The sequence below is a fragment of the Deltaproteobacteria bacterium genome, assembly GCA_016875395.1.
Taxonomy (GTDB): Bacteria; Myxococcota_A; UBA9160; order UBA9160; family UBA6930; genus VGRF01.
Genome location: VGRF01000021.1, coordinates 1 through 12,684, shown reverse-complemented (window position 1 = coordinate 12,684; position 12,684 = coordinate 1). Strand labels below are relative to the sequence as shown.

General features: G+C 68.9%; 12 protein-coding genes. 4 read left to right on the top strand and 8 right to left on the bottom strand.

The features are described 5' to 3' along the window. Positions 1-30 precede the first annotated feature (30 nt). Together FJ091_15360 and FJ091_15355 are read left to right on the top strand one after the other, a co-directional pair. Entirely contained in the window at positions 31-1,386 is a 1,356-nt protein-coding gene (locus FJ091_15360; GenBank protein MBM4384731.1) for an FAD-dependent oxidoreductase, read from the top strand. 108 nt (positions 1,387-1,494) lie between these two features. Next, entirely contained in the window at positions 1,495-2,652 is a 1,158-nt protein-coding gene (locus FJ091_15355) for a phosphoribosylaminoimidazolecarboxamide formyltransferase (protein ID MBM4384730.1), read from the top strand. Between the two features lie 21 nt (positions 2,653-2,673). Here FJ091_15355 and FJ091_15350 read toward each other — a convergent pair whose 3' ends face one another. From FJ091_15350 to hisH, 8 genes are all read right to left on the bottom strand, one after another. Then, the gene (locus FJ091_15350; protein MBM4384729.1) at positions 2,674-3,315 is read right to left on the bottom strand and encodes a transglycosylase domain-containing protein; all 642 of its coding nucleotides are present in this window, start codon (positions 3,313-3,315) and stop codon (positions 2,674-2,676) included. 420 nt (positions 3,316-3,735) lie between these two features. Next, positions 3,736-5,586, bottom strand: coding sequence for an RNA polymerase sigma factor RpoD (gene rpoD / locus FJ091_15345; protein MBM4384728.1), 1,851 nt, complete (start codon positions 5,584-5,586; stop codon positions 3,736-3,738). Positions 5,587-5,648: 62 nt separating this feature from the next. Then, the gene (gene dnaG, locus FJ091_15340) at positions 5,649-7,424 is read right to left on the bottom strand and encodes a DNA primase (GenBank protein ID MBM4384727.1); all 1,776 of its coding nucleotides are present in this window, start codon (positions 7,422-7,424) and stop codon (positions 5,649-5,651) included. 39 nt (positions 7,425-7,463) lie between these two features. Continuing rightward, a complete protein-coding gene (locus FJ091_15335) occupies positions 7,464-7,661 on the bottom strand; it encodes a 30S ribosomal protein S21 (GenBank protein MBM4384726.1) in 198 nt (65 codons plus the stop codon). A 292-nt stretch (positions 7,662-7,953) separates the two neighbouring features. Further along, positions 7,954-8,814: an imidazole glycerol phosphate synthase subunit HisF gene (gene hisF / locus FJ091_15330; protein MBM4384725.1), complete on the bottom strand. Its 861-nt coding sequence runs from the start codon at positions 8,812-8,814 to the stop codon at positions 7,954-7,956. Next, positions 8,805-9,533 carry a 1-(5-phosphoribosyl)-5-[(5-phosphoribosylamino)methylideneamino]imidazole-4-carboxamide isomerase gene (hisA, locus tag FJ091_15325; GenBank protein ID MBM4384724.1) on the bottom strand — a complete coding sequence of 243 codons (729 nt, stop codon included), beginning with the start codon at positions 9,531-9,533 and terminating at the stop codon, positions 8,805-8,807. The genes hisF and hisA overlap by 10 nt, the downstream gene beginning before the upstream one ends. Beyond that, the gene (locus tag FJ091_15320; GenBank protein MBM4384723.1) at positions 9,530-10,156 is read right to left on the bottom strand and encodes a hypothetical protein; all 627 of its coding nucleotides are present in this window, start codon (positions 10,154-10,156) and stop codon (positions 9,530-9,532) included. The genes hisA and FJ091_15320 overlap by 4 nt, the downstream gene beginning before the upstream one ends. Next, entirely contained in the window at positions 10,153-10,782 is a 630-nt protein-coding gene (hisH, locus tag FJ091_15315) for an imidazole glycerol phosphate synthase subunit HisH (GenBank protein MBM4384722.1), read from the bottom strand. Before hisH ends, FJ091_15320 begins: the two co-directional genes overlap by 4 nt. Before the next feature lie 53 nt (positions 10,783-10,835). On the opposite strand from hisH, the gene FJ091_15310 reads away from it, so the two are divergent. Then, positions 10,836-11,918 (top strand): DNA cytosine methyltransferase, encoded by a 1,083-nt coding sequence (locus tag FJ091_15310; protein MBM4384721.1) that lies wholly within the window; start codon positions 10,836-10,838, stop codon positions 11,916-11,918. Between the two features lie 2 nt (positions 11,919-11,920). Next, on the top strand, positions 11,921-12,595 hold the full coding sequence (locus tag FJ091_15305; protein ID MBM4384720.1) for an ATP-binding protein: 675 nt from the start codon (positions 11,921-11,923) through the stop codon (positions 12,593-12,595). The last annotated feature ends 89 nt before the right edge of the window (positions 12,596-12,684 follow it).

The window sequence follows — 12,684 nt, the reverse complement described above, 5'->3', positions numbered from 1 at the left end:
CGCGCGCCGCTTGGCCACAATGCCGCACCTATGAGCACGCCCAATTCTTCGCAGCACATCGTCGCCGTGATCGGGGGCGCCACCGCCGGCGCCGAGGTGGCCAGCCGCCTCACCGAGGCGGGCCACCACGTCGTCGTTTTCGAGATGAACCCGCGCCCGTTCGGAAAGATCGAGGACGGCCTGCCGCGCTGGCACGAGGGCCTGCGGCACAAGGAGTACGAGACGATCGCGGAGAAGCTCGGGCACGCGAACGTGGCGTACGTCCCGAACACCAAGATCGGCCGCGACATCGCGTGGGAGGCGATCGCGCGTGAGTGGGGCTTCTCGGCGGTGATCCTCGCGAACGGTGCGTGGCGCGATCGCCCGCTGCCGGTCGACGGCGCCGAGCAGTACGTCGGCAAGGGCCTCATCTACCAGAACCCGTTCATCATCTGGTTCAACCACTTCGAGGAGCAGGGCTACGCGGGCGAGCAGTACGAGCCCGCGGACGGCGCGCTGATCGTGGGCGGCGGGCTCGCCTCGATCGACGTCGCGAAGGTGCACATGCTCGAGACCACGCGCGCGAAGCTGCGCGCGCGCGGCATCCAGCAGGACATGATCGAGCTCGAGGTGAAGGGCATCCCGAAGAGCCTCGAAAAGCACGGCATCAAGTGGCAGGAATTAGGGCTCACGGGCTGCACGCTCTTTTACCGCCGCCGGCCCGAGGACATGCCGCTCGCCGAGATCCCGGACGACGCGGACGAGAAGCGCAAGGAGAAGATCCTCGGCGCGCGGAAGCGCCTGCTCGAGAAGGCGCAGGAGAAGTACGGCTTCAAGGTCGAGCCGCTCTCGGCGCCGGAGGCGCTCGTGGTCGAGAACGGGCGCGTCGTGGGTCTCAAGCTGCGGCGCACGAAGTTCGAGGGCACGAAGCTCGTGAACACGGACGAGATCTACGAGCGGCGCGGGCCCTACGTGATCAGCTCGATCGGCTCGATCCCGGAGCCGATCCAGGGGCTGCCGATGAAGGGCGAGCTGTTCGCATTCGCCGACTGGGACATCGGCCGCATCGACGGCTACCCGAGCCTGTTCAGCGTCGGCAATGTCGTTACGGGCAAAGGCAACATCGTGGCCTCGCGCAAGCACGCCTCGGAGGTGTACGACGCGGCGCTCGAGTCGTACCTCGGCGTGAGCGGCGACGGGCATCAAGCCGAGGCCGCGCTCGCAGGCAACACCGCGGTGAGCGAGCAGGCCGCGAAGATCGCCGCCGCGATCGGCAAGGCCGCGGCGCCGTCGCAGAGCACGCTCGACGCGATCCAGCGCAAAGTTCGCGAGCGCCAGCAGGCGGTCGGCTACACGGGCGACGTAAAGAGCTGGCTCGAGAAGGTGACGCCGCCGGGCTTTGCCTGATCCATCCAGCCAAGTGTTAGGGACCGGCGCGCCGAGCGAAGCGCGCAGCGAGTTGAAGGCGAGCGGAGTCAACTCTGAGTGCGCCGGTTCGTTTTGGGGGGTGAGGCAGTGAAGCTCAAGTACGGCAACAACCCGCATCAGGCCCACGCGACGATCGAGCCGCTCGATCCGAGCCGCGCGCCGATTCGCGTGCTCAGCGGGACGCCGAGCTACATCAACTTCCTCGATGCGCTGAACGCGTGGCAGCTCGTGCGCGAAGCGAAGATCGCGACGGGTCTCCCGGCTGCCGCGTCGTTCAAGCACGTCTCGCCAGCGGGCGCGGCCGTCGCGGTGCCGCTCTCGCCCGAGCTGGCGAAGGCGTACGAGGTGGAAGGCAAGGAGCTCACGCCCGCGGCGCTCGCCTACGTGCGCGCGCGCGGCGCGGATCCGAAGTGCTCGTTCGGCGATTTCGCCGCGCTCTCGGACGTCGTCGACGTCGCGACCGCGGAGTTCCTGAAGGGCGTCGTTTCCGACGGCATCGTCGCGCCCGGCTTCGAGCCGGCGGCGCTCGAAGTCCTGAAGCAGAAGAAGAACGGCGCGTTCATCGTGATCGAGGCCGACGACGCCTACCGCGCGCCGCAGCGCGAGCGCCGCGAAGTGTTCGGCATGGAGATGGTGCAGGACCGCAACGACTGGCAGGTGAGCGAGGCGGAGCTGAAGGAAGTGGTGTGCGGCGAGCTCACGCCCGAGGCGCGGCGCGATCTCTTGTTAGGGCTGGTCGCGATCAAGTACACGCAGTCGAACTCGGTCGGCTACGCGCTCGGCGGCCAGATGATCGGCATCGGCGCGGGTCAGCAGTCGCGCGTGGACTGCACCAAGCTCGCCGGCGCAAAGGCCGACCTCTGGTGGCTCGGCACGCACCCGAAGGTGCTCGGCCTGCGCTTCAAGAAGGGCGTGAAGAAGCAAGATCGCATCAACTGGCGCGTGCGATACATCGAGGGCGACCTCACGCGCTTCGAGGAAGCCGCGCTGCGCGACGCGCTCGACGCGCCCCAGGGTCCGCTACGCGACGACGAGCGGCGCGAGTGGATCAAGCGACTCAGCGGCGTCTCGCTCGTGAGCGACGGCTTCATCCCGTTCCGCGACAACATCGATCACGCCTCGAAACACGGCGTCAGCTTCATCGCTGAGCCCGGCGGCTCGACGCGAGACAAGGATGTCGAGGACGCCTGCCGCGAGTACGGCATCGCGCTCGTGCACACGAAGCTGAGGCTGTTTCATCACTGAGCGAGACCGCGATCGCTCTCGTCATCTCGCGCAGTAGCCGGCTGGAGCCGGCGCGAGGCGTGATTCGATCGGGGAGTCTTCGTCGCGGCCGAGCAGGTGGTTCGCGCGAGCGCGGTTTCGCGTGGGCTCGCACCACGGGTTGAAGCGGGTCAGCGATCGACTCGTCGCGATGAGCTGCGCGATCTCCTCGCGCGTGAGATCGTTCGACCTCCGCGCGAAGTAGAGCTGGGCAGCCGCTTCGAGGCCGGGCGAGTCCGGCGAGAAGTGAGCGCGCGCGAGACCCGTCGCGAGCGCCTCCTCGGTCGTCCAGTGCCGCGAGACCCAGATCGTCGCCGAGATCCAAGTCGCCGTGTAGCGGAGCTGCCAGATGTTCCTCGGAACCATCAGCCGAGCAGCGCGGCTCGAGATCCGCTCACTGCAGTCGCCCTCGATCCCCCGCGAAAAGTACGTGTATGGGTTCAGCGCCGTCATCGGCTCGATCACGTCGCATCCGCAGTCGCTGGCCATCAGCTCCAGCGCGGCGCGCGGAAACTGCTCTGCTTCCGCCGGCGCGAGCTCAGTGTTCGCGAAGCGCACGCAGTGCAGATAGAGCGCCAGCGGCGCGAGCGAGAGGAGTCCGACAACGCAAGCGACGATTCCCAGCACCCAACGAAGCCACCGCATCGCGCACACCTCGCTGAGGGAGTGATCTCCGCGGGGTTCGATACCCCGCGGAGATCACGGTTCCCAAGCAGAGAACTGCGCACCGCGCCGCGCGGGTGGGGTGGGCGCGGGGCGGACGGGCGTCGCAGCGGAGGGCCGGTACGGGGCAAACACGCCGCACGCCTCGCTGCCACTGCGCGCGGTGTGAGCGCGAAAGCGTGCCCGAGTGCAGCGCGCTCGCCTCCACCCAACCCGGCACACCCAACAAGCCGAGGCCCGGAGTCGCGACCCTCCGCCCCGCGCCCGCCCCACCCGCGCGGCTCCCTTGCAAGCAGCCACGCGACGATCACCCAAGGATCCCGCGCGAGCCCGGCGCGCGGCCAAAGCAAAGCGGCCGCGCACCACCCAAGGCGCGCGGCCGCGAGCTCGAGAAGCGCGGGCTCAGTTCTCGATGAAGCCCTTCAGCATCTTGCTGCGGCTCGGGTGGCGCAGCTTGCGCAGCGCCTTCGCCTCGATCTGGCGGATGCGCTCGCGCGTCACCTCGAAGTCTTGGCCGACTTCTTCGAGCGTGCGATTGCCGGCCTCGCCGATGCCGAAGCGCATGCGCAGCACGCGCGCCTCGCGCTCGGAGAGCGTCTCCAGCACGCGGCTCGTCTGATCGGTGAGGCTGTGCTCAAACACCGCGTCGGCGGGGTTCACCGCGTTCTTGTCCTCGAGCATCTCGCCGAGGCTCGAGTCCTCCTCCTCGCCGATGGGCGACTCGAGGCTGATCGGCTCCTTCGCGATCTTCAGCACCATCCGCACCTTCTCGAGCGGCATCAGCAGATTCTCGGCGAGCTCTTCCGGCGTGGGCACGCGGCCCAACACCTGCACGAGGCTGCGCGTGGCGCGGCCGATCTTGTTGATCGTTTCGATCATGTGCACCGGGATGCGGATCGTGCGCGCTTGGTCCGCGAGCGCGCGCGTGATCGCCTGGCGGATCCACCAGGTGGCGTAGGTCGAGAACTTGTAGCCGCGGCGCCATTCGAACTTCTCGACGGCGCGCATCAGGCCGATGTTGCCCTCCTGGATCAGGTCGAGGAACAACAAGCCGCGGTTCGTGTACTTCTTCGCGATCGAGATCACGAGGCGCAGGTTCGCCTCGGTGAGCTCGCACTTCGCGCGGTGCGCCTCCTCCCTCGCATCGGCGTGCTCGTGCACCGCGCGGCGCAGCTGCGCGAGGCTCATCTTGGCGTCGCTCTCGATCTCGTGGAGCAGCGCGTCGATCGCGGAGACGCTCGCCTCGACGTCGGCGATCCTCGCCTCGTCGCCGCCCAGGCGCACGAGCGCCTCGCGCGCGATACGGCTCTTCTTGCGCGAGAGGGGCGCGAGCTCGCGCAGCTCGGCGGTCTTCACGCCAAGCGCGCGCGCCGCCTTGTTCGCGGCCTGCTCGTGTTGCAGCGCCTGGTCCGCGACCTCGCGCACGCGATTGCTCACGTCGGTGAAGCGTGCCTTCACGACGCGCTGCGCGATGAAGAGATCGACCATCTGCTTGTAGAGCGCGCGCAGCTCGTCCTCGATGCGCGCGCGCGCCTCTGCGCCGGTGCGCGAGTTGTTGAGGGCCGCCTCGCGCTTCGCGGTCTCGCCGGTGAGCCGCTTCACCTGCGTGACGGCTTCGATGAACGCTTGCTTGCGCAGCTCGGGATCCTCGGTCGCGCCGTCCTCTTCCTCGATGTCGAGCCCGGCGAGCATGTACTTGGGCTCGTGCTGGCCGCGGCGCAGCTCGTCGGCCATCGCGAGGAAGGTGCGCATGCCGAGCGGCGTGCCGAGCGCGGCGTAGAGCATGCGGTGCTCGCCCGCCTCGATGCGCTGCGCGAGCGCGACTTCGCCCTCGCGCGTGAGCAGCGACACCTGCCCCATCTCGCGCAGGTAGATGCGCACCGGGTCGTTGCTGCCGCCCTCGTCGGCCTGCGCGGCGGAGCGCGACTCGCGCATCCGCGCGGCCTGGCTCGGCGACGAGACGACGTGGATGTCGTTCTCGCCGAAGACCTGCATCACCTCGTCGAGCTGCTGCTGCGAGAGCGGCTCGCCGGGGAACGCGCCCGTCAGCTCCTGCACCGTCACGTAGCCCTTGCGGCGACCGAGGGCGAGCAGGCGCTGCACCGTCTGCGCGCGCTCGGCGCTGTGGATCTGCACGGCGGTGCGGCCGCGTGCGCCTGCGGTCGCGGGCGGCGGGCTCGCGAGCCCGCTGGCGTGCTCGGCATGGCCGTTCTTGTGCGGGGTCGTGCGGCGCGGGGGAACCGTCGAGGTCATGGGGGGGGGGCGCTCCTACGATGGCTGCGGCTGCGAGTTGTTAGGAAACGGGTGCGGGCGACTCAGCCCGGCGGCAATCCTCGCGCAGCGCGGCGCTGTTCGAGCTCGCGCTGCTTCAGGGTGATCAGGTCTTCGGTGGGGGTGCTGCCCAGGATCACGCTCTGGGTCAGCGCACGGGAACGTTCGCGTTGCTGCTCGCGCGCGAGCCACACGAGCTCGTCGCGGAAGATGCGCTCGGCCTTCGCCTCGTCCTCGAGATCGGGCCGCGCTTCGCTCACCAGCGCGAGGAAGCGGCCGCGCGCATCGCCCTCGAGCGCGTCGACGAGCTCGCTCGGGCTTCGCCCCGCGAGCGACACGCGGTGCACCGCGAACGCGAGGGAGCGCAGCGTTTCGTCGGAGACGAGGCCCGCGAGCTGATCGCCAGTAACGAGTCGCGCGGATGCGGGGTGGTCGACGAGGATGCGCAGCGCGTCGCAGAAGTGGCGCTCGGCGGCAGTGAGCTTGCGCGGCGGCACGGCCGGCGCCTCCTCCGAGTCGCGCCCCATCGAGGCGGCCTTGCGCTGAATGCGAATCGACTCGTCGACGTCGCTGCGTTGGGCGTTCGTCGTGATCGCGAGCAGTCGCGTCCACTCGCCGCGCTCGGCTGGATCGGGGATGAGCGCAAGGATGGGAACCATCGCGCCGACGGCGGCCGAGACCTGCTGCGGCGATGCGATTCCCGGCGTGACGGCGCGGCGCATCGCGAGGCGAATCGCCGACTCGGCGTCGTCCACCAGCTTTTGCAGCGCCTCGGCGCCGTGCTCGGCGAGGAACTCGTCTGGATCGAGGCCGCCCGGAATCGTCGCCGCGGAGATGCGCAGGCCCTGCGGCAAGAGCATCTCGAGCGAGCGCAGCATCGCGCGCTGTCCGGCTTCGTCGCCGTCGAAGAACATCACGACGTCGCGCACGCGGCGGCGCAGCGCGCGCGCGTGATCCTCGCTGAGCGCGGTGCCGCAGGTCGCGAGAGCTTCGCCGACGCCCGCGCGATCCATCGCGATGCGGTCGAAGTAGCCCTCGACGATCACCGCGCGCTCGCGCGTGCGCAGCGACTCGAGCGCCGAGGGGAGGCCGTAGAACGCCTCGCGCTTGCGGTAGACGGGGCTCTCGGGCGTGTTCAGGTACTTCGGCTCTTGGTCCTTCGCGAGCGCGCGCCCGCCGAAGCCGATCGTCCGGCCGCGCGCGTCTTCGATCGGGAACACGAGGCGATTCCGTAACAAGTCGTAGTGGCCGCCGCCGCGCTCGCGCGCGCGAATCAGCCCCGCGCGCTCCGCCGCCTCGGGCGCGATCTTCTCGCGCCGCATCACGTTGACCAGCGCGTCCCACGACTCGGGCGCGTAGCCGATCCCGTAGCGCGCGAGGTCTTCTTCCGTGAGCCCGCGCTTCGCCACGTACTCGCGCGCCGCGGCGCCGCGCGGGCCGCGCAGCTCGGCCTGATAGAACGCGCGCGCCGCCTTGTTCGCGCGATAGATCTCGTCGAGCACGCCGCGCTCGGGGCCGCCGCCGAGCTCGGGCACCTCGATGCCCACCTCCGCGGCGAGCGAGCGCGCGGCTTCGGGGAAGGTCATGCCGTCGTGCTTCATCAAGAAGCCGAACACGTTGCCGCCTTCGCCGCAGCCGAAGCAGTGGTACGTGCCGCGGTCGGGGCTCACGACGAACGACGGCGTCTTCTCGCCGTGGAACGGGCACAGGCCCTTCCACGTGCGGCCGGCTTTCTTCAGCCCGACGTGGCGACCGATCAGGTCGACGATGTCGACCCGATCGCGAATCGCATTCAGCGTGTCGTCGGGGATTCGGCTCATCGCGCTAGCCCCCGGTGGTCTCGCTCGGAGCCCGTGCTCCTAGCGCGCCATCCGCTTTGCCTTCTTCAGCGCTCGCTTGCGTGCCGCGGCTTCCTTCTTCTTGCGGCGCACGCTCGGCTTGTCGAAGTACTCGCGGCGGCGCAGCTCGGTGAGCACGCCCGCCTTCTCCACGGTCTTCTTGAAACGCTTCATCGCGACTTCGAACGGCTCGTTGTCGCGAACTTTGACGATGGGCATTCGCCCTCCTGAGCTTGTTAGGCAGCGCTCGCGCGCAGCAAATCGTTGACCGCGCCGCCCGTCACGACGAACGCCTCACCCCGGGATCGCTGCGGAAGTGGCGCAGTCCTGGCGGTGGTGGCGAAAAAACTGGTGCGAAGGACCCCGAGCAAAAGCGTGCGGGCAGGCGAAAAAGTGAGTGAATTCGAGGGGTTCGGGGCCATGGGCGCGGGCGAAGCAAGCTAGCGCACGATTTTTCGCAGCGTCAACGCGTTGGCGAGAAAAACCTTGACTTGCGCGCGAAACAAACGGGTCAGCCGCCTTCGCTTCCGGTCGAAGGCGCCCGCACCGGAATCCCGAGGTCGAGCAGCCGGCGCTTCACCGAGCCGACGGTCTGCTCCTTGAAATGGAAGATCGAAGCGGCGAGCGCCGCCTGGGCGTGGCCGCCGTCAGGGCGGTCGCTCAGCGCGGCTGCGAGCGATTCGGGGGTGCCGCCGCCGCCCGACGCGATCACCGGGATCGGCACCGCGTCCGCCACCGCGCGCGTCAACTCGAGGTCGTAGCCGGCCTTGGTGCCGTCGCGGTCCATGCTCGTCAGCAGGATCTCGCCGCCGCCCAGTGCGGCCATGCGCCGCGCCCACGCCACCGCGTCGACGCCCGTCGCGCGACGCCCGCCGTGCGTGAACGCCTCGAAGCGAGGCTGCGCGGTCGTGCGGTCGCCGTGCGTTCTCGCGCGCTCGGCCGCGCGCGCCGCGAACGCCTCGGGGTCGGTGATGCGCTTCGCGTCGATCGCCACCACGAGGTTCGCGCTGCCGATCTTCAGCGCCGCCTCGGCGACGAGATCAGGATTGTCGAGTGCCGCCGAATTGATCGAGGTCTTGTCCGCGCCGGCGTTCAGCAGGTCGCGGATGTCTTGCACCGAGCGCACGCCGCCCCCGACGCACAGCGGCATGAACACCGTCTCGGCCGTGCGCGCCACCACGTCGAACAGCGTGCGCCGCCCCTCGTGGCTCGCGCTGATGTCGAGGAACGTGATCTCGTCCGCTTCCTGCTCGTCGTAGAGCCGAGCCACTTCGACCGGGTCGCCCGCGTCGACGTGGTCGACGTACTGCACGCCCTTCACCACGCGCCCGCGATCGACGTCGAGGCAGGGAATGATGCGCTTCAGGAGCATGCGATCTCCATCGCGGCCGCGAGGTCGACTGCGCCGGTGTAGAGCGCGCGCCCAACGATCAGGCCCGCGACGCCACTCGCGCGCGCGGCCCGCACGTCGTCGAGGGAGCCGACGCCGCCCGACGCGATCACCGGGATCGAGATCGCGCGCGCGAGCGCGACGGTCTCCGCGAGGTTCACGCCCGTGCCGGTGCCGTCGCGCGCGATGTCGGTGTAGACGATCGCCGCGACGCCGGCGTCCTCGAACTGGCGCGCAAGCGTCAGGGCATCGGTCTCGCTCGTCTCGAGCCAGCCCTGCACGGCGACCTTGCCGCCGCGCGCGTCGATGCCGACGCCCACGCGCCCCGGGAAGCGCTTCGCGGCATCGCGCACGAGCGCGGGATCGCGCAGCGCAGCGGTGCCGAGGATCGCGCGCTCGACGCCGAGGCCGAGCCAGGTCTCGACGCCCGCGAGCGTGCGAATGCCGCCGCCAAGCTCGAGTGGAATGCCGCGCGTCGCGGCGAGAATCGCGCGCACCGCGTGCGTGTTCACGGGCTCGCCGCGCTTCGCGCCGTCGAGGTCGACGACGTGCAGGCGCTGAATGCGATGCGCCGCGAAGCGCGCGGCGACTGCGCCCGGATCCGCGTCGTACTCGGTCGCCGCGGCGTAGTCGCCCTGCGTGAGGCGCACGCACTTCCCGCCTAACAAGTCGATCGCGGGGATCAGCTCGAAGCGCGTCATCGCGTGCGCCGCACGGGCTCGAGCGGCAGCGCGCGCACCGTCTCCTGCGCGCCCCAGCGCGCGAGCTCCTCGGCGGTGAGCCAGCGCGTGCCGCCGCCGGGGTACTGGCCTGCGCGCAGCACGTTGTCGCCGAGCGGCTGCTGGCGCTCGTCGAACTCCGCGCTCCAGAGCGCCTGCCCGCTCGGCGCGCTCTGCAGCGTGACGCGAAAGCCGACCGCCGCCGCGTGCATCGCGCCGAACGCCTCGCCCTCGCGCTCTTCCCAACGCGTCACGTCGCCTAACAACACGGCATCCGCGCCGTGCTTCTCTGCGAGCACCTCGGCGGCGCGCCGCGAAGCGTTCGCCCCGCTGAGCGTCGCCGCCACGTCCTCGGGCGCGATCACCTCGACGCCGCGCGCCGCGAGCGCCTCCGCCACGTAGCGCGACACCAACTGCGCCGCGACGCGAGGCTCCGTCCCGCGCGCCTCCTGACGAACGAGCGGCGACACCGCGAGTGGAATCACCGCCACGCGCCGAATCGGCGCCGCGAGCTCCGCGAGCGCGGGCCGCGCCTGCGTCGCGACCGTCTCGGTGCACGCGGTCGCGAAGAGTGCGGCGAGCAGCAGCGCGAGCGCGCGCGTCATCCGCGCACCCACGCCGCGAACGCGTCGAGCACGCGCTTCCCCGCGCCTTGGCTCTTCTCGGGATGGAACTGCACCGCGAACACGTTGCCGCGCGCGACCGCGCAGGTGAACTCGCCGCCGTAGTCGGTCACGCCCGCCACGTTCGCCGCGTCCGCGCCCACTACGCGATACGAGTGCACGTAGTAGTACGCGTCCGCGCGCGGCAGCTTCGCCACTACGGGATGCGTGCCGCACCAGCGCACCTGGTTCCACCCGATGTGCGGCACGTGCAGCGCGTGATTCGCCGGAAAGCGCTCGACGCGCCCGCGCAGCACGCCGAGGCCCGCAGTCATGCCGTGCTCGTCGCTCGACTCGAACAACAACTGGAGGCCGAGGCACAGCCCGAGATACGGCGTGCCGCGCGCGATCGCCGCCGCGACCGCGTCGCCGATCCCCTTGGCGCGCAGGCTCGCCATCGCATCCGCGAACGCGCCCACGCCCGGCAGCACGATCGCGTCGTAGTGCGCGAGCGCCGCCGCGTCGGAAGTCACCTCCACCGCAAGCGCCGAGCGCTCCAGCGCCTTCGCGACGCTGCGCAGATTGCCGGCGCCGTAGTCGACGACGGCGATGCGGGGGGAGGTGGGCATGAAGGGGAATTTCTAGCTCGCAAGGCTCGAAGCAACGAGGCAATCATTCCGCCATGGTCAAGTTCCGGCAGGCGTTCGTACGAGCAACAGCAAAGCGCGCGGCCACCCGACCCACCTCGATCGATCTGTTCGCGGGTGCCGGGGGTGCGACAACCGGGCTCAAGCGTGCTGGGTATGACGTGCTCGCGGCAGTTGAACTCGATGGTGACGCCGCGAGGTCATTCTCAGCCAACCACCCGGAGGTACGAGTTTTCGTCCAGGACATTCGAAGAGTCCAGATCGAAGCACTTCTTGACGAACTCCGATTGCGAAGCGGCGAGCTCTCGCTGCTGAAGGCGTGCCCACCCTGCCAAGGCTTCTCGTCGTTGGGCACTCGCGACTCCGCCGACGCTCGGAATGATCTCGTTCTTGAAGTCTGGCGCTTCATTCGCGGCCTGAGGCCAAGGGTCTTCGTCGTTGAGAACGTTGTGGGCCTGCTGCGAGACCAGCGACTCGCGGACGTTCTGCGGAAGGCCCGCGCCCTGGGCTACGGCGTGCGGGAGTATGTCATCAATGCGAACGACTTCGGTGTCCCCCAAAAGCGCCGTCGGCTGGTGATCCTCGGAGTCCGCGGTATTCCAAGGGCATCGCTTCCGACTTCGCTTGTCGCCGCAGCGGCAGGGCTCCGCGTCGATGAGGGTGCAAAGACCGTACGAGGGGCGTTCGCTCTCTTGCCTCTCGCTTCGCAAAGTGACGCCGCAGCGCGGTTTCGGACCCCAGCCGCGAACACGCTCGCTCGGATTTCACGCATTCCCGTCGGCGGAAATCGGTTCGATCTACCAGATGAGTTCGTCCTTGCCTGCCATGAGCGCCTTGGGCGCCGCACCGCCACTAGTGCATACGGACGCATGAAGTGGGACGCGCCAGCCCCAACCTTGACTAGCCGATGTACGACACCGGCGTGCGGGACCTTTGTCCATCCGGAACAGCACAGGGGTATCAGTCTGCGCGAAGCCGCTCTCCTGCAATCGTTTCCGCCTGACTACAAGTTTGTGGGCTCGCACGGGTCGATCGAGCGGCAAATCGGGAATGCACTGCCAGTGCGCTTGGCCGAGAGTCTCGGCCGGATAGCGTCCACACTTCTTCCGAAGGAGTAACCGTGGACCCTTTGGTGCTGAAGTTCGGCGGGTCCCTAGTTGAGCAACTAGGAGCGCAACTTTATCCGAGCGTGACTGCCACGGTGGCGGAACTCATCTCGAACGCCTGGGACGCAGACGCCACGAAGGTCTGGGTCGAGATTCCACTCACGGAAGAGTGGTCGCCCGGGAGCCAGATCGTTGTAACGGACAACGGTCACGGGATGACACGGGACGAAGCGCAAGACGCCTATTTGGTCGTCGGCAGGAAGCGTCGCCTCGTCTCCGGTGTGAAATCCCGCGGTGGACGGCTCGTTCACGGGCGCAAGGGAATCGGGAAACTCGCGGCGTTCGGGACGGCGAGAATTCTCGAGTGCTCGACGTTGAGCTGCAACTCTGTGACTCACTTCCGCCTCGACTACGACGCGATCAGAAAGCTGACGCCCGACAAGGATTACGTCGTCGAGGCTTCTAGTTCGGACGATCCGGTCACGGATCCGATCACCGGGAAACCGCTCGCTCACGGGACGCGGATAAGGCTCTCCGGCCTAAAGCATCGACGGAGCATCTCGGGAGACCAATTCCTGTCTTCCATGACGCGTCGTTTCGCAATCGACGCGAACGCGATGAGTGTTCTCATCAATGGCAGCGAACTCCTTAGAGCCTATCCGAAAACCGCCCAGGGTGTTAATGATTGACAAGCCGTGACCCTCCGACTGGCGACCGGGGGTGAAGTGTCTGCACGAGGGAAGGCTCACCGGGGCTGGCGGATTCCCGACGAGCTGTG